Origin of the sequence: Streptococcus sp. OMI750 (assembly GCF_047463895.1) — a bacterium.
Lineage (GTDB): Bacteria > Bacillota > Bacilli > Lactobacillales > Streptococcaceae > Streptococcus.
This window is the reverse complement of the sequence record NZ_JASHCZ010000002.1, coordinates 396,156-411,938: the sequence shown is the minus strand read 5'-3', so window position 1 is coordinate 411,938 and position 15,783 is coordinate 396,156. Positions and strand designations below refer to the sequence as shown.

13 protein-coding genes are annotated in these 15,783 nt (G+C 43.3%); 7 read left to right on the top strand and 6 right to left on the bottom strand.

Features of this window, described 5'->3' with window-relative positions; translation table 11 throughout:
• Nucleotide 1: 1 nt before the first annotated feature.
• A complete protein-coding gene (locus tag QM830_RS06510; RefSeq protein ID WP_414326039.1) occupies nucleotides 2–874 on the top strand; it encodes an SDR family NAD(P)-dependent oxidoreductase in 873 nt (290 codons plus the stop codon).
• 63 nt (nucleotides 875–937) lie between these two features.
• Here the strand turns inward: QM830_RS06510 and QM830_RS06505 are convergent, their stop codons facing one another.
• Nucleotides 938–1,270: a hypothetical protein gene (locus QM830_RS06505; protein WP_009731631.1), complete on the bottom strand. Its 333-nt coding sequence runs from the start codon at nucleotides 1,268–1,270 to the stop codon at nucleotides 938–940.
• Nucleotides 1,271–1,308: 38 nt separating this feature from the next.
• A complete protein-coding gene (locus QM830_RS06500) occupies nucleotides 1,309–1,848 on the bottom strand; it encodes a TetR/AcrR family transcriptional regulator (RefSeq protein WP_232198426.1) in 540 nt (179 codons plus the stop codon).
• A gap of 132 nt (nucleotides 1,849–1,980) precedes the next feature.
• Between QM830_RS06500 and QM830_RS06495 the strand changes: the two genes are divergently transcribed.
• From QM830_RS06495 to QM830_RS06480, 4 genes are all read left to right on the top strand, one after another.
• Nucleotides 1,981–2,895: a cation diffusion facilitator family transporter gene (locus tag QM830_RS06495; protein WP_414326037.1), complete on the top strand. Its 915-nt coding sequence runs from the start codon at nucleotides 1,981–1,983 to the stop codon at nucleotides 2,893–2,895.
• 111 nt (nucleotides 2,896–3,006) lie between these two features.
• On the top strand, nucleotides 3,007–5,532 hold the full coding sequence (locus QM830_RS06490) for an ATP-binding cassette domain-containing protein (protein ID WP_414326035.1): 2,526 nt from the start codon (nucleotides 3,007–3,009) through the stop codon (nucleotides 5,530–5,532).
• 320 nt (nucleotides 5,533–5,852) lie between these two features.
• A complete protein-coding gene (gene hemH / locus QM830_RS06485; RefSeq protein WP_414326034.1) occupies nucleotides 5,853–6,947 on the top strand; it encodes a ferrochelatase in 1,095 nt (364 codons plus the stop codon).
• A 95-nt stretch (nucleotides 6,948–7,042) separates the two neighbouring features.
• A complete protein-coding gene (locus tag QM830_RS06480; protein WP_414326032.1) occupies nucleotides 7,043–8,080 on the top strand; it encodes an alcohol dehydrogenase catalytic domain-containing protein in 1,038 nt (345 codons plus the stop codon).
• Between the two features lie 58 nt (nucleotides 8,081–8,138).
• Here QM830_RS06480 and QM830_RS06475 read toward each other — a convergent pair whose 3' ends face one another.
• The 4 genes from QM830_RS06475 to QM830_RS06460 all read right to left on the bottom strand — a co-directional run bounded on the left by QM830_RS06475 (nucleotide 8,139) and on the right by QM830_RS06460 (nucleotide 14,263).
• A complete protein-coding gene (locus QM830_RS06475) occupies nucleotides 8,139–10,853 on the bottom strand; it encodes a DEAD/DEAH box helicase family protein (RefSeq protein ID WP_414326031.1) in 2,715 nt (904 codons plus the stop codon).
• Nucleotides 10,854–11,008: 155 nt separating this feature from the next.
• Nucleotides 11,009–12,427, bottom strand: coding sequence for a VWA domain-containing protein (locus QM830_RS06470; protein WP_414326029.1), 1,419 nt, complete (start codon nucleotides 12,425–12,427; stop codon nucleotides 11,009–11,011).
• Between the two features lie 270 nt (nucleotides 12,428–12,697).
• On the bottom strand, nucleotides 12,698–13,507 hold the full coding sequence (locus QM830_RS06465) for a Cof-type HAD-IIB family hydrolase (protein WP_009731623.1): 810 nt from the start codon (nucleotides 13,505–13,507) through the stop codon (nucleotides 12,698–12,700).
• 12 nt (nucleotides 13,508–13,519) lie between these two features.
• Nucleotides 13,520–14,263, bottom strand: coding sequence for a DeoR/GlpR family DNA-binding transcription regulator (locus tag QM830_RS06460; protein ID WP_227038189.1), 744 nt, complete (start codon nucleotides 14,261–14,263; stop codon nucleotides 13,520–13,522).
• A 177-nt stretch (nucleotides 14,264–14,440) separates the two neighbouring features.
• Here QM830_RS06460 and QM830_RS06455 point away from each other — a divergent pair, with 177 nt between their 5' ends.
• Together QM830_RS06455 and QM830_RS06450 are read left to right on the top strand one after the other, a co-directional pair.
• Nucleotides 14,441–15,010: a sugar O-acetyltransferase gene (locus QM830_RS06455; protein ID WP_223141625.1), complete on the top strand. Its 570-nt coding sequence runs from the start codon at nucleotides 14,441–14,443 to the stop codon at nucleotides 15,008–15,010.
• Entirely contained in the window at nucleotides 15,007–15,771 is a 765-nt protein-coding gene (locus QM830_RS06450; RefSeq protein WP_009731620.1) for a nucleoside phosphorylase, read from the top strand. Before QM830_RS06455 ends, QM830_RS06450 begins: the two co-directional genes overlap by 4 nt.
• The last annotated feature ends 12 nt before the right edge of the window (nucleotides 15,772–15,783 follow it).

Sequence of the window (15,783 nt, the reverse complement as noted above, 5' to 3'; positions counted from 1 at the left end):
GATGGTCAAAACCGTTCTAATTACAGGTGCTACTGACGGTATCGGTAAACATTTGGCAAAGAAACTGGCTAGTGAAGGCCATCAGGTCATTCTTCATGGTCGAAATCCTCAAAAGCTGGAATTGGCGCTTCAAGAGGTTCGGGCCGTTTCCCTGAGAGGCAGAGTGTCTGGTTACTTGGCCGATTTTTCAAAATTAGAGGATGTTTATCGATTTGTAGAGGAAATTAAGCGAGACTTTCAACGTATCGATGTCTTATTTAACAATGCGGGACTGTATGCAGGAAAAGACCGAAAAGCGAGTGCTGAAAATGTCGAGTTGACATTTATGTTATCCGTTCTCGTTCCCTATATATTAACAACTGAGCTAAGCCCCTTGTTAGAAAAAGCGACTGATGGCCGTGTCATTAATACCTCTTCCTATATGCATCATTTTGCCAAAGTCAAGGATTTGGACTTTGGATTTGAGAACAACTATCATCCAGGATTGGCCTATAATAATTCCAAACTCTATACCATTTGGATGACACGCTATCTAGCAAGAGATTTCTTTTTAAAAGGTTCAAATATCACTATTAATGCCTACCATCCCGGCTTAAATTCGACTAACTTAGGGAATCATTCTAGTGATGCAAAGACGAAAAAGTCTCTCTTCGGACGCCTGATGAAATCTCTCTCGAAAGATCTAGATCAGGGAATCGAAACAGGCTATTATCTCACCTTATCAGAGGAAGTCAGGGGCTTGACAGGCTACTATTTTGATGAAAAGAAAGTCAAGTCTGTATCTGAAAAAGGCTACTCATTTGAAAAAGCACAGAAATTGATGGATTACTGCCAAGAAAAGATTAAACTGTTTAAAGAAAAGCAGGATTTTTAATTCCTTATTGATTTCGTAACTATCAAAAAACTCAAGTTTTCATTGATAAAACTTGAGTTTTTCTTAGATAAGGGCTAATAAAATGGTAAGAATCAGAGCAATTCCGATCCGAATGACATGGTGGGCTAGATGGAAGTTTTCTTTGTGCTTGCCATTCCAATAGGCTCCGTAGCAAATCAAGCTAACTCCGATCAGCCAAATGAATAAAGCAAGAATTGGCAAAAGGAAGTAGAGGATGAGAGAGAAGGTCGCAAGGCTACTTCCTAGAAAAAGTAGGTAAATTCCAAGGGTCTTTTTGCCATTTTTTAATTCGGAAAGGCTGACCAATAAATGAAGAAGAGCAAAAACAAGGGCAAATAAGGCTGTGAAAAAGCCGAGAAGAATGGGGAGGAGCATAGTTTTCCTTTCTATGATACATGATGTAAAGTCGCACCTTAGTTAGAAGCGACGTTTAAAATCTCCAAATAAAACTGGATGACTTCTTGTTCGGTATAAGTCTTGCCTTTTTTCAACCACCAGCTGAGGGTTTCAATGAAGTTGGTTACGACCAGGTGTTTGAGATAGGAGTGGGGGATGTTGGGGTGAGATTGAATCAGTTTCTCAGCTACCATGGGGTAGACGTCGTGCTCCAGTTCTTTTTTCAGTTGCCGGATAAAATAATCATTTTTGGAAAGCAAGAGACTGGTCACATGGTCTTGGTTTTTCTTGAAATGCTGAAAGATATGGGCTAGGTAGTCTTGGGGAGAGAGCTGATCATCTCGCTCAAAGAGGTGGTGAAAGAGTTTTTGACAGAGTTCATCCAGCAAGAGTTCCTTACTCTCGTAATGGCTGTAAAAAGTTGAACGCCCCACATCAGCACGGTCAATAATTTCCTGAACGGTAATAATGTCGTAGTCTTTTTGGTTGAGTAAGTGTAAAAAAGCATGATAGATAGCTTTTCTAGTTTTGGTAATACGACGATCCTGTGTTGTCATATGGACACTTTGAACAAATTGTTCAGTAACGTACATCCTAAACAGTTTGCCCCTATCCTTTCTTTTTAGAGTTAGAGATAATACTAGTGAGAAGATAATACTATTACTATTATACCAAAGGAAGGTAAAAAAATGAGTTCAAAACGTGCTGTTTGGCTGGCTTTTTTCTTGAATCTAAGTTTTGCCATTGTTGAGTTTATTGCAGGGGGAATCTTTGGTTCCAGTGCTGTTCTCGCTGATTCTGTCCATGACTTGGGGGATGCTCTAGCCATTGGCCTCTCGGCCTTTCTAGAAACGATCTCCAATCGTCAAGAAGATAGCCGCTATACCCTAGGCTACAAGCGTTTTAGCTTATTAGGGGCTTTAGTAACGGCAGTCATTCTGATGACCGGGTCTGGTATGGTGATTTTAGAAAATGTAAGCAAGCTTTTCCACCCTCAGCCCGTCAATGACGAAGGGCTTCTTTGGTTGGGAATGATTGCTATCAGTGTCAATGTGCTGGCGAGTCTGGTTATTCGCAAGGGGCAAACTAAGAATGAATCCATTCTCAGCCTGCATTTTTTGGAAGATACCTTAGGTTGGTTGGCTGTCATCTTGATGGCCATTGTCCTCCGATTTACTGACTGGTATATCCTAGATCCCCTCTTGTCTCTTGCTATTTCCTTCTTTATTCTGTCCAAAGCTATTCCCCGTTTTTTGAGCACGCTCAAGATTTTCCTGGATGCTGTGCCAGAAGGGGTAGATATCAATCAAGTTAAGAGTGATTTAGAGCAGTTGGACAATGTCTCAAGTATCAATCAGCTTAATCTTTGGACCATGGATGGACTAGAGAAAAATGCTATTGTTCATGTTTGTCTCAAGCGGATGGAGCAGATGGAAGTCTGCAAAGAAGCGATCCGTGCATCGCTCAAAGAGAGGGGCTTTCAAAATGTCACCATCGAAGTGGATGAAGACCTAGCAACTCACCGCTCCCACAAGCGAAATATCGAAGAGCTGGAAGCCAGTCAAAGTCATGGACGTGATCACCACCACCATCACCATCATTAATGGACATCGATCATTCCTTTGTTGAGGATATTTTAGAAATCATCGATTTAATATATTGACTCCCAATTCAAATTGTGATAGACTACTCATATTTATGAAAGGATCGAGTATATGTTACAACTACAATGTATTTCAAAAGTTTATTATACGGGGAATCAAGAGTTTTACGCTTTAAAGGATATCTCGATTCGTTTCCGTGAAAATGAGTTCGTCTCGATTCTCGGACAATCGGGTTCAGGGAAAACCACCCTCTTAAATATCATCGGTGGACTCGACCAATACACATCGGGTGATCTACTCATCCAAGGAAAATCAACCAAGCAATTTAAAGACCGCGATTGGGATAGCTACAGAAACCACACTATCGGATTCGTCTTCCAATCCTATAATCTGATTGGTCACCAAACGGCACTCTCAAACGTCGAAATTGCGATGACACTCTCTGGTGTTTCCAAAACGAAACGCAAGAAACGTGCCATCGAAGCACTTGAACGCGTTGGCCTAAAAGATCATTTATATAAGAAACCAAGCCAAATGTCTGGCGGACAAATGCAGCGAATCGCGATTGCGCGTGCTCTTGTCAATAATCCTAAAGTCGTTTTAGCTGATGAGCCAACAGGAGCGCTCGATTCTGAGACTTCTCTTCAAATCATGGAGTTATTAAAAGACATCGCCAAAGAACGTCTAGTGATCATGGTGACGCATAATCCAGAACTGGCGAAAACCTACTCTACACGTATCGTACAAGTATTAGATGGAAATATCTTAAGCGACTCGAATCCATACGAACCAACCGAAGAACCCAAACAAGGGGACATTCAGTTTACAAAGACAAAGATGAGCTTTCTGACGGCTTTGTCCCTTTCGTTTAATAACCTATTGACGAAGAAAGGTCGGACATTTCTGACTGCCTTTGCTGGTTCCATCGGGATTATCGGGATTGCCCTGATCTTGGCCCTCTCAAATGGTGTGAGCGATTATGTGAAAAAGGTGCAAGAAGACACTCTTGTCTCTTTGCCATTGACGATTAGCGAGCAGAACCAGAGTAATCTGATGGCAACCTCTCCAGACTTGAGTGAAAAGCCTTATAGGGATAAAAACGAACTCGGTGTCAATACGCTTTTAACGAATCTATTGAAAAAACAAATAGGGAAAAATGACCTCGCGTCCTTCAAAACCTACTTGGATAAACACGCTTCAGAAGCCGCACACCTTACAAAAGATATTCGTTACCAGTACAATTTACAACCCTATATTTACGCCAGTGACACCTCTAACGGTCCAAAGAGCATTCTTCCGTCTAACCTCGCGGACGAAGTCGATACGGCCAACCAAACAATCAAAGGCTATTTGCAAAACATCGACTACTGGAGCCAACTGTCAAGCGACCAGGAGATGCTTAAGGCGCAATATGATGTGCTAGAAGGTCGCCCTCCGAAGGATAAATCTGAAATCGTCCTGATCGTGGATGAAGAAAACCAAATCAGTGACCTCCTCCTTTATAGCTTACGCATCAAAGACCCTAGCGAATTAAACGATGCGAAGAAACTGGATGAACTCAAATCCCAAACCTATCAGTATAGGGATTTCATTGGAAAAACTTTCAAAGCTGTTGTCAACACGAATCGCTTCGTCAAAGAAAACAACCAATGGATAAATAAAATTAACGACGAAGCCTATATGAAGACGCAAATCGAGAATGGCCTCGAGCTTAAAATAGTCGGCGTTCTTCGTCAAAAAGAAGGCACCAGTTCTGGGGTGAACTCTCCTTCTGGTGGGGTGGCTTATACAAGCGCGCTTATCGATTACACTTCTGAACAAATTCAAAACAGTGACATCGTAAAGGAGCAAGAAGCTAACCCAACTATCAATGTACTTACTGGAAAAGCATTTGCCAAAGATCCAAAACCATTCAATTCGGCTGATTTAACCGAAGAAGAAAAAATACAGTTGGTCAAATTGACGCCTGAACAACAAGCACAATACATCCAACAATACAACGAAAACTCGGCTGCCACTTACGAGGAAAATCTCGCGAAATTGGGTGTCATCGACAAATCCAAACCGGCTGCCATCGAGTTCTACACCTCTTCCTTCCAACAAAAACAAGAGTTGAAGGACTTCATCAACGCCTATAACACGGCGAAAAAAGACGCTGGCGAAGACGACAAAGTGCTCGCCTACTCTGACGATATTCAAACCATCATGTCTTCGATTACGACAATGGTGGGCGTGATTACAACCGTACTCGTTGGTTTCGTAGCCATCTCGCTCATCGTATCATCGATTATGATTGCGATTATCACCTACATCTCGGTTCTCGAACGTACAAAAGAAATCGGAATCTTACGTGCAATGGGGGCTTCGAAGAAAGACATCCGTCGTATCTTCACTGCCGAAACAGCCATCGAAGGATTTATTTCCGGAGTGCTCGGTATCGGAATTACACTCCTTGCAACACTTCCAATCAATGCCGTCGTTGCGAAAATGACTAACGTGGAAAACGTAGCGCAGTTACCATGGGAAGCAGCGCTCATCCTGATCGGTATCTCCATTGTCCTTACCATGTTAGCTGGTCTCATCCCTTCACGCATCGCCGCAAAGAAAGACCCAGTGGAATCTTTACGTAGCGAATAAAAGCTGTAAACAATAAAGTGGATAGAAGAATGTTTCTTTATCCACTTTTTCTATTGTGTAGAAATTCTTAGAAAGAGATTCAAATCTTCTCTCCTTACATGAAAGATGGTCATTTCAAATAGATGTTGTTTTCAAAGAATAATACAGTATCGGATTGGACATAAAAAGATATTTGTTCCACCTTCTTTGAATGATTTCTTTTAATAGCTTGTGTATTTACCTAGAAAATTGGTTGCTTCTTCCAAATGATTTATAAAATAGCTTCCTAAAGAAATCCTTTTCATGGTAAAATAGTGGAAAGTATATAGTAAGGAGTAGTTATGAGTAAAAGAGCTGTGTTGATGATGACTTTTGGGTCACCAGAAGAGATTACCTATGAAGGAGTAGCGGAATTTTTCACAAATATACGCCGTGGGGTTCGTCCTGAACCACATGAAATTCAGACTTTATATGACAATTACGTCCGAATCGGTGGAACCCCACTCCAAAGGATAACTAGAGAAGAAGTGGACATGGTTGCTACTGCTCTTGGAAATCAAGCGTCGGTTTACTTTGCTAATAAATTTTCCCGCCCTTTCATCACAGATGTTATCAAAGAAATGGAGAATGACGGAATTGAAGAATGTTTGTGCTTGATTTTAGAGCCTCATTATTCCTACTATTCTGTCATGGGATATGAGAAATTTTTAGAAAGTTCGCAGATTAGGTTCCAAATTATCAAGGATTGGTACCGTGAACATGACCTACTCCACTATTGGGCTGATGAGATCCAAAAGATTTTAGATCAAATTAGAGATGACAGCTATAAGGTGATTTTTTCAGCTCATAGTGTCCCAGTTTTGGCAATAGATTTCGGTGACCCCTATATCGACCAGATTTATGACAATAGTCGCTTGATTGCGGAGATTATAGGGCTAAAGGAAGAGCAGTACACTAATACATGGCAGAGTGAGAGTGATATAGGTATTCCTTGGATTAAACCAGATGTCTTAGAATATCTGCGAGATGAGAGTGAACACCCTGACCACTATATTTTTGTTCCGATTGCCTTTATTAGTGAGCATATTGAGGTTCTTTTTGATAATGATGTGGAGTGTAAGGAGCTTTGTCATGAGCTTGGTGTGGCCTATCACCGTCCTCCTATGCCAAATAGCGATTCTCGTTTGATTAAAGCCCTTCTGTCAACCATTCAGTCTCATATAGATGGTGACTATAGTGACTATCAACCTCAACTAGAGACTTTTGATGAGTTGGAAGCTCCTTCAAGTACAGGTCAGATTTTGGAAGCAGAAAAAGATATTCAGATGCCTGATTTCGTCAAAAAATTGATTGCTAAAAAAGGTCGAGAGAATGTCAAGATGCCCTATCTGATTAAGAAAATGCTTGAAAAGAAGTATGGAAAAAAATATGATTAAGTAACTAAATATGACCGTAATAGGGAGTGTTTGATGTGAGCGATTTCTTGTTGAAAAGTGTATACTATCAGAAACGAAAGAATAGAGGTTATTAAATGAAATCAGCAGTTTATACCAAAGCTGGGCAAGTGGGCCTTGTAGAAGTGGAGCGTCCACACATAGAAGTACCAGATGATGTCATTCTCCGCATCGTTCGCACCTGCGTCTGTGGCTCTGATCTCTGGAGCTACCGCAATCCAGAGATTGAAGCGAGTCATCAAAATAGTGGCCACGAAGCTATTGGGATCGTTGAAGAAATCGGAGAAGCTATTACAACGGTGAAACCGGGAGACTTTGTCATCGCCCCTTTCACTCATGGTTGTGGGGAGTGTGATGCTTGTCGTGCTGGCTATGACGGGACCTGTGACCGCCATATTGGCATCAACTGGTCTGATGGGGTTCAAGCAGAGTACATTCGCTTTGAATACGCCAATTGGGCCCTTGTCAAAATCCCTGGGCAACCGTCAGATTATACCGAAGCCATGCTCAAATCCTTCTTGACGCTAGCAGATGTCATGCCGACAGGCTACCATGCAGCGCGTGTGGCTCATGTAAAACGGGGCGACAAAGTGGTTGTCATCGGGGACGGAGCCGTGGGGCAATGCGCTGTGATTGCTGCCAAGATGCGGGGAGCATCGCAAATTGTCCTCATGAGCCGTCACGAAGACCGCCAACAAATGGCATTAGGGTCTGGTGCTACAGCCGTTGTAGCAGAGCGTGGGGAAGAAGGGATTGCCAAGGTCCGTGAAATCCTTGGTGGAGGAGCGGATGCCGCTCTTGAATGTGTCGGTACAGCGGCAGCCGTCGATCAAGCCCTTGGGGTGCTTCACAATGGTGGTCGCTTAGGTTTTGTCGGTGTGCCTCACTACAATAATCGTGCGCTTGGATCGACCTTTGCCCAAAATATTTCTGTGGCAGGTGGAGCAGCCTCTGTTACCACCTATGACAAGCAGTTCTTGCTCAAGGCTGTTCTTGATGGCGATATCAATCCAGGTCGCGTCTTCACCCATAGCTATATCTTGGATGAGATTGATCAAGCTTATAAAGATATGGATGAACGCAAGACCATTAAGGCTATGATTGTGATAGAGTAACGAAAAAGTCTAGTAGAAATGAATCTACTAGACTTTTCTTTTATTGTGAAATAAATTCTTATTTCAAATCGGACATCACTTGTTTCTTAGTGAAGGTGCGCTCTTGTTTGTTAGCCAGGGCCTTGATGCGTGCATCTAAAAGAACAGCACGACCTTCCGTACTTCGAGTATAGACCAGGTCATACTTACCTATACTCTTTCGAATCTGCTCGACAAAGGCTTGGGCATCTTCTTTACGTTTGTCAAAGAGGCTTGGCACGGCGAAATATTCTGTCTGATCGGATACCTTTTCTTGTGCTTTCAAGATATAGCGTTGATTTTCAATCGGTGCGAAAAATTCGATCATGGTTTGCGAGAAGAGTTCTTTCTCTCGCATGGTTCCGCCCTTCATATAGATCAGCGTGTTGATGGCATCCTTCCTATCTCGGACCACTTGGATGCGAGTCTCCTGGGTTTGAATCTGTCCAGAAGCTAATAAGGCTTGACGGACAGCTTCTCCAAATACTTCCATGCGTTTATAAGGACTCTTATAGAGGTAGTAGCGGAGCCAAGCAAGGAGTGCGAGAACAGCTAAGACGAATAGAAGAATAAGAGAAACAGTGTTCCTTCCACCTCTATTTGAGTAGTAAATAAGGTTGGCGAAAGAATCAGTCAAAGTAGCGGCCGTCAGCCAGCGAGCGAGCTTTCTGGCATCAAAAAATAGGGCCAGCGGCAGGAAGTGTTTATCCACTTGGACCTCGTTTGCAATCTCCATATTCTCAAGAATCGGAAGAGCTTTTTGCCAGCCATCCCGAAGTTCTTGACGATGAGTGGAGCGCTCTAAGGACTCTTCGTTGAGTTTCTGTAACTGTTTTTTAGTATAGCGGATATTGTCAAAGGCCAGACGCTCGATACCGGATTCGATAAAGGGTTCCTTGTAGTGGAGGCCTAAAAATTGCTTCATCCGTCTCTCTAAGAGCTCCAGATCAGGACTATATTGTTTCAGCTGATCAGTGATGGCTTCGATCTCTTCTTTTTCAAGATCGGACTTTTCATACCATTTCTTTAGGGAAAGGTTGATGGAGACCAGATGCCAGATGTTACTAGTCTTGTCTGGATCCTCAGGCCACACTCGAATGGCACGGCCTCGCATTTGGTTGCTGAGCATAAAGCTACCGACAAAGCTCGCTAGGATCAGGGAGTTGACACAAGGAGCATCCCAGCCTTCTCCCAGAAGAGACTTGGTTCCAATCACGACTTGGATGAGTCCCTCTTGAAAGAGCTGGGTCACAGCTGTCACCAAATCATGTTGAGAACCAACCAAGCGAACCTTGAGAAAGTCATCAGGAGATAATTGGCCGACATTTTGGTAAGTCAGTCGATCCGCTCCTAGAAGCTCTTCTAATCTTGACTTAGCAACTGTTGGGATGATGACGATACTACCTGTTAAGACAGCGATGGCAGGAGGAGTCGTTAGCTCTATGCTTTCCCTGCGAATGGATTCAAAATACGAGAGAACTCCCAATTGAGTGAATTGGGCGTCCGTGTCCCCTAGATGAACTTCAAAGTCTTGGCGAATATAGTCTGTTAAAACCAGTTGGCGCAGTTGGCTTCCAAGAGCCTGGTATTCCGCCTTAAAAATCTCTCGAACCGCATTGAGTTTTCCGAGGGATTGGTTCAGCAGGAGGTCTTGTTTTTTGTTGCGGACCAGTTTAACTTGTTTTCGATCGATTAAGCTCGCTGCTTTTAGTTCATGGAGGACTTGTTTCTCGTATTCCTCTGGTAAATTGTACCAGTGAGGTACCTGAAAGAGCAGGCCTTGCAGAAGAATTTCAAGCCAGTCCATGGTGAAAGCAGGTAGTTTTTTAGCTCCTAAAAGGTCCTGGAAATGGTTGGGAAAGGCGATTCCCTTGCTTCGAAGAAAGATCAGGGTAGCAGAGAGATACTTGGGCTCATTGAGCAATTCATCATCGCTGATCTGATCAGATAAGGCCTGACAGGATTGCAGGTATTGACAAAAGAGGGGATCGGAAGTCAGTTGTTGCAAGAAAGCATTCTTTTGTTGGTTAAAGGCGTCCAACTGAGCCTGCTCTTCCTTTGTTGGAAAGGCGAAGTAGACATAGTCCTGATGAGGACAAAGTGTCTCTTCCTTGACCAATTCGGGAACCGTAATTTCCTCATCAATCTCCCCACACATGCGGATATAGCGATCCCAGAGGGCAGGGTCTCCTTCATAGGGCGGGGTAGCGGTGAGGGAGATCATCTTTAAGTCAGGGAAGGCTTGACGAAAGGCATCCAAGCTCTTCCACCATTCATTGCGCAAGTGGTGACACTCATCTAAACAAAGGGTTCCGAGTGAGATGTCTTTGAAAGTAGTAAAGATATCAAAGCCTTTGAAATCAAATGTTTCAATCTCTGCTTGGTCATCGGTATCTTCAGCTTGTGATTGACCGACGACTTGGTTCATGGCGCTGTGGAGGGCCTGATAGGTAGCCACTGTAATCAGCTTAGGATGTTTGAGGTCCTGAGAGATCAATTGCTCCGCTTGGCTTTCATCTTTCAAGAATGCTTGGATAATCCGGTCCACCCATTGTTGACGAATGGTGACCGTAGGAGCCAAGATTAGGGTTGGTTGACCAAAGCGTCTGATAAATTCGATTCCCAGGGTTGTTTTTCCCGATCCAGGAGCTGCTACCAAATGCAGGTGGCCATCCGCCATAAAAGCGTCACTCTTATCGAGAACGCGTTTTTGATAGTGTCTCCATTGGCCTGTAAAGGCTAGTTCTTGTAACATTGGTTTCCTCCCTTGTACTGTCCCCATTATATCATAGCGGAGGACAAGAATCTTTTGGTAGAAGCTGAAGATTTCTACTTTCAAATGGAAATGGCAAACAGGAATCATTCGTACAGAGCTAAAAAGGCCTAATCATTTGATTAGGCTTTTTCATGTTAGTCTTTTTTTGTTTTACGAGAGAGTCCAAAGGCAGCACCCATGCTAAGAAGACCAAGACCAAGAGTTGTCAAGGCAATTGAGGTCTTGCTTCCTGTATTTGGAAGACTTGCTTCTTTTTGGGGAAGAGCTGCAGGTGCGATATAGACTGCTGTTCTGGCAGGCTCGTTTTTAGCTGGTGTGAAGACAGTTGGTTTTGCAGGAGTGACAACAGCTGGTTTTTGAGGAGTCGGAGTCGGTTTCGCAGGTGTTTGGATGCTAGGCGTTTGTGGTTTTGCTTTCGCCACACGGTGGGTTTTTGAAATCAACTCATACTTGTCTGTTTGGACTTTGAAGACACGACCTTTTTGGACAGTTTCAACCACTTTATTGGCAAATTGAACGTTCAACAAGTCACCAAAATTTTTGCGGATATCTAGGTAAAGACCATTTGTTCCATTGACCAATGGATCAAAGTCTTTTTTATCACGTGTTTCACCAACCACTGTCAAAGAGATACCAGCATCTTGAAGAGCCTTCAGTGTCGCTTCTTTGGTTGGTGTATATGGTGTAAGATCAATGTCTTCGTCTGTGATGAGGAAAGCAAAGCGATGGTTGTTTGCACCAGATCCCCAGTCGTAGTCTTTTGAAGTAGCGATGTGGTGCAATGGAACAGTTGCATCTTCAAAACCACCCCAGATTTTGATAGTTTTCAGAGCAGAAATGAAGCTTTCTGGATCACTTGTGAATTTTGATCCATTAAAATCGTGGTATTTTTGTTGTTTTGAGTCTTCATATTCAACCAACCCTAAACGAGCTTGAATATTTTTAGCAGAAAGATTACGAACAAAGGTCTCGATATTCTTCATCGTATCCTTGATGTGAGAATCCATCGAACTTGATTTATCAATGACAAAGACGATATCTGATGTTCCTTGGACTTCTTTTTTGTTGACGACATCTGCTTCTTTTGTCACTTCGACTAGAGTTGTTTTATTAACTGTTTCTGTAGTTGTCTCAGTGTAGTCAGCTGTTTCCTTAGTTGATGTAGCTGTCTTGGTAGATGACACTGGTTTTGAAGTGCCAACAGGTGTGTCTTGATCTGCTAAGCTAGTGGTTTTGATAGTTGCTGTTGAAGTAGTGATTGTGTCTGCGCCGTCTGTTTTAGCAGATGGGCCAGTTTTCTTGACGTCCACAGCGATGACATCGCCGGTTTTTGCTTTATCAGCAGGAACAACTGGTGTATTGGCTTTGGCATTGATTTCTTCTGTTGCAGCAGTGATAGGTGATTTTGTTTCTGTATAAGTTGCAGGAGCGGCTTGGGTTGTGCTAGGTGCAACCTCATCAGCAGAAGCAATAGTCGTTCCTGTGAAGATCGTTCCTAAAACAACGGAAGCTAAAGTTAAAGTTTGTTTACGTGAAATAGTATATTTTTTCAAAATACGTCCCCTTTTTAATAAACTTTTTTCTATCATACAGGTTTTTGAAAAACTTGTCAACGGTATAATAATCAAGGGTTTCACTGACTTTTATATTCCTAATTATTGATAAATAACCAAACAAGAAAAATATGCATGAAATAGGTTTAATATACAAAATATATAATAAGAAATAGGATTCCTACAAATTTGCAGGAATCCTTATTTTATCGGCATTTCTACTATATTTTTTATCATAAAAAATACTAGCTAGTCACTTTATTTATGTCTCTAAATCAACACATAGATTTCAACCGCTTGTCCAGCACCATTTTCATTGTTGGTCTTTGTCACGACAGTCGCTCCGTCTTTCACTTCTTGTGGAGCGTTGCCCATAGCGACCCCGATGCCTGCTTTTTTGAGCATAGGGAGGTCGTTGAAGTTGTCTCCCATGGTGAGGACTTCTTCTAAGCACAAGTGGTAGTGGTTGGCTAGCTCAACCAGAGCATCCTCTTTGGAGACCTGCTTAGCCGTGACTTCTAGGTAGTTGGCTTTGGAGAGATAAAAGGCGGTAGAAGGGAAGTCGTCGGCAGAAATAGTGCGATAGAGAGCTTGGATCTCTTCTGGCTCTCCAATTAAGAGCAATTTGTGGAGGGGCTTAGTCGCATCCAGCAAAGGATCCAATAGGGGAAGAATGAGAGGTTTTTCCCCTGTAATCCGGGCTTCCTCTTGACTCCATTGGTCAAGTCGGTCGGTCATCCAGTCTTTTCCACTATAGAGGTTGATCGAAACCTGAGGAAAGTGTTGGTTGACCCAGTCGATAAAGTTCCGGGCCTCCGTCTTGTTCACAGGGTGCTCGAAAAGAACCTGCTCTCCCTTTTGGATCAAGGCGCCATTGTAGCAAGCTATGGGGCAGTCTTCTATACCGAGTTCTTTGGCAATGGGAGCCATTCCTTTTGGAGAACGAGCAGAAGCCAGTACGAAAGGAATGGTTTCGCGTTTTAAATCTGGGATCAATGCTACCAACTGTGGATCGATCTGATGGTGATCATTTAAGATAGTACCATCGATGTCGCTGATGATGAGACGAATGTGAGACATAATGAGGACCTCCTAATAGAGAATAGTGGTTTCACTGCCGATTTGTTTAAGGATTTCAGGGCTTGGTTTTTGATCAGTAATCCAATAGTCAAATTGCTTGAGACGAGCGAGATAGTAGTTGGCATGTTTGTGGAACTTTGCACTTTCTGCTACCAGCACCTTGGTACGAGTCCGTTCAAAAACGAGGGACTTGACTGCAACGTCTTCAGCATCCTCAAAGGTGACTTCGCCATTGGCTAAGCTACTCGCTCCAAAAAAAGCAAGATCGAAGCGAAGATTGTCCAGTATGTGTGCTTGATTCGCGTCATAGTAGAAGCGGTTTTTAGGGTAGAATTTCCCGCCTAGGAGATGAACGTCAACCTGGGAATGGCTACTGAGCTGGATGGCATTGTCAAGAGAGTGCGAATAGACCGTGACTTCCTTATTCAGCATGCCAGCAAGCAGGGTCATCGAGGTGGAAACGTCGAGAAAGATCACTTGTCCATTTTGGATCAATTGCAGGGCCCTTTGAGCCATGGCAGTCTTTTCCTTGTTGGCTTTCTGACTGCGGTCTAGGTAAGAAGGGCCAGGTTCTTTGTTTAAGGGGAGAAGTCCACCATGGGTCCTACGGACTAGCTGGCGTTGGCTCAGAAGGGCAAAATCTCTGCGGATAGTATCTTTTGAGACCTTGAAATAATCGACCATTTCTTTAGCGGATAGCTGTTTTCGCTCTTCTAAAAGTTCTAGGATTTTTTCGAGCCGTTGTTCCTGGTACATGAATTCGCTCCTTATTGCTGTTCTTGCCTTCATTGTACATCATTTTGTAAGTGGATGCAAGTTTTATTAAGTGTATTTAAGTGTTTATGATCTTTTTCTTGTAAAACCTTATTTCTGACGTTTGTTTTAAAGGGGGAATTCTGCTATAATATGTCAAAATAACGTGGAGGTTTCCTTATGGCCAGTGAATATGAAAAAATGATTGCAGGTGACTATTATAGACCTGCAGACCCTGAATTACGGGCTTTGGCCAAAGCCTCTCGGGAGAAACAAGAGGCCTTTAACCAAGAAGTAGACCCTAAAAAAGGGGCGGCCATCATCAAAGAGTGGTTTGGCTCTACTGGCGACAACCTCTATCTAAATCGTCAGGTTCTTGTGGATTATGGGGTCAACATCCATCTGGGAGAGCATTTCTATGCCAATTACAATTTGACTATGTTGGATATATGTCCCATTACGATTGGAAAGAATGCCATGATTGGTCCTAATTGCCAATTTTTGACACCCTTGCACCCACTGGATCCAGATGAACGCAATTCTGGTCTGGAGTATGGGGCTCCGATTACTATTGGGGACAATTTCTGGGCAGGAGGAGGTGTCACCATCCTTCCTGGTGTGACGCTGGGTGATAATGTAGTCGCTGGTGCTGGGGCAGTCGTGACCAAGTCCTTTGGAGATAATGTGGTCCTTGGAGGAAACCCAGCCCGTGTCATTAAAGAAATACCCGTTAAAAAGGAGAAGGGATGATCCATAAACATGAAATTCCTATTTTAGAGTTTGACGACAACCCACAGGCAGTCCTGATGCCGACTCATGAGGGGTTAGACCTGCACCTGCCTGAAAAATGCGTTTATGCTTTTTTAGAGGATGAAATTGATCGCTTTGCCAAAGCTGTTGGAGCTGAGCAAGTGGCTACCTTTGTCTCAGCTACCAAGGCTTATCCAGTCTATGTTCTGGAGCACCAAGGGGAGAAACTCTGCTTGGCCCAAGCGCCAGTTGGATCTGCACCAGCAGCTCAATTCATGGATTGGTTGATTGGCTATGGGGTGAAGAAAATCATTTCCGCAGGCAGCTGTGGCGTCTTGGTAGACATAGAAGAAAATTCCTTTTTGATCCCGACCAAGGCCTTGCGAGATGAGGGAGCCAGTTACCATTATGTGGCGCCTTCTCGTTATATGGAAGTGGATCGTCGTGCACTGACTGCTATTGAAAGGGTTCTAAAACAAGCGTCCATTCCCTATCAAGAAGTCATGACCTGGTCGACGGACGGCTTTTATCGAGAAACGCCTGACAAGGTAGCCTATCGCATTCAAGAAGGGTGCAGTGTTGTGGAGATGGAGTGCGCCTCACTGGCAGCAGTCGCCCAGCTTCGTGATGTAGTTTGGGGCTTGCTCCTATTTACCGCAGATTCTCTTGCAGACCTGGAAAATTATGACCAGCGTGACTGGGGTGCTGAAGCTTTTGAGAAGGCCCTAGAATTGTGCCTAGAGATGGTTCATCACTTGTAGGTCTTTTCACCT

Coding starts and splice junctions, on each gene's coding strand:
- QM830_RS06510 (WP_414326039.1), top strand. CDS start 2: ATGGTCAAAACCGTTCTAATTACAGGTGCTACTGACGGTATCGGTAAA.
- hemH (WP_414326034.1), top strand. CDS start 5,853: ATGAGTAAAAGAGCTGTGTTGATGATGACTTTTGGGTCACCAGAAGAG.
- QM830_RS06490 (WP_414326035.1), top strand. CDS start 3,007: ATGTTACAACTACAATGTATTTCAAAAGTTTATTATACGGGGAATCAA.
- QM830_RS06500 (WP_232198426.1), bottom strand. CDS start 1,848: ATGACAACACAGGATCGTCGTATTACCAAAACTAGAAAAGCTATCTAT.
- QM830_RS06475 (WP_414326031.1), bottom strand. CDS start 10,853: ATGTTACAAGAACTAGCCTTTACAGGCCAATGGAGACACTATCAAAAA.
- QM830_RS06480 (WP_414326032.1), top strand. CDS start 7,043: ATGAAATCAGCAGTTTATACCAAAGCTGGGCAAGTGGGCCTTGTAGAA.
- QM830_RS06460 (WP_227038189.1), bottom strand. CDS start 14,263: ATGTACCAGGAACAACGGCTCGAAAAAATCCTAGAACTTTTAGAAGAG.
- QM830_RS06505 (WP_009731631.1), bottom strand. CDS start 1,270: ATGCTCCTCCCCATTCTTCTCGGCTTTTTCACAGCCTTATTTGCCCTT.
- QM830_RS06450 (WP_009731620.1), top strand. CDS start 15,007: ATGATCCATAAACATGAAATTCCTATTTTAGAGTTTGACGACAACCCA.
- QM830_RS06495 (WP_414326037.1), top strand. CDS start 1,981: ATGAGTTCAAAACGTGCTGTTTGGCTGGCTTTTTTCTTGAATCTAAGT.
- QM830_RS06465 (WP_009731623.1), bottom strand. CDS start 13,507: ATGTCTCACATTCGTCTCATCATCAGCGACATCGATGGTACTATCTTA.
- QM830_RS06455 (WP_223141625.1), top strand. CDS start 14,441: ATGGCCAGTGAATATGAAAAAATGATTGCAGGTGACTATTATAGACCT.